Origin of the sequence: Synechococcus sp. W70.1 (assembly GCF_047461515.1) — a bacterium.
Taxonomy (GTDB): domain Bacteria; phylum Cyanobacteriota; class Cyanobacteriia; order Thermostichales; family Thermostichaceae; genus Thermostichus.
On sequence record NZ_JANSHH010000026.1, the window covers coordinates 1 to 622 of the forward strand.

The following is a 622-nucleotide window of genomic DNA, read 5'->3' on the forward strand; positions in this document are numbered from 1 at the left end:
GGTAGTGTCGCGTATTTTGTGGGTTAAGCATGGAGGGCGGAATGGACGGAGAGGAGCTCAAGAGGTTGACCAAGGAGGAGATCAGCCGGCGCATCCGGGAAGGGGTCAAGGCCGTCATCGAGCAGGTGTTGGAAGAAGAGATGACCGAGCACCTGGCTGCGGGTTACCGTGAGCGCACCCCAAGCCGCCGCGGGGAGCGGAACGGCTACTACACCCGGGACCTCATCACGCCGGCGGGCAGGATCGCCCAGCTCCGGGTACCCCGGGACCGGGAGGGGACCTTCCTGACCGAGGTCTTTGAGCGGTACAAGCGGATGACCGGGGAGGTAGCGGTTCATTTGGGGTAGGGGCCCCAAAGCGGAGGCGGCGCTGGAGATGTACCTGCGAGGGGTCTCCACCCGCAAGGTAGCGGCCATCACGGAGGGCCTGTCCCGGGCGCGCATCGGTAAAGACGCGGTCTCCAGGGTAGCCCAGCGCCTGGAGGAGGAACTCTCCGCCTGGCGGGGCCGGCCTTTGGAGCTGGCCTACCCCTACCTCTACCTGGACGCGGCCTACTTCAAGGTGAACTGGGGCGGGCGGGTGGTGGACCTGGCCCTTCTGGTGGCGGTGGGGGTGAACGAAG

2 protein-coding genes are annotated in these 622 nt (G+C 66.4%); both read left to right on the forward strand.

Annotation, left to right across the window (positions count from 1 at the left end):
• The first annotated feature begins 41 nt into the window (after positions 1-41).
• Positions 42-347, forward strand: a complete 306-nt coding sequence (locus NW808_RS06590; RefSeq protein ID WP_414420689.1) for a transposase — start codon at positions 42-44, stop codon at positions 345-347.
• Between the two features lie 28 nt (positions 348-375).
• Positions 376-622 (forward strand): transposase (locus tag NW808_RS06595; protein WP_414420690.1); only part of this gene is annotated, 247 nt, incomplete at its 3' end.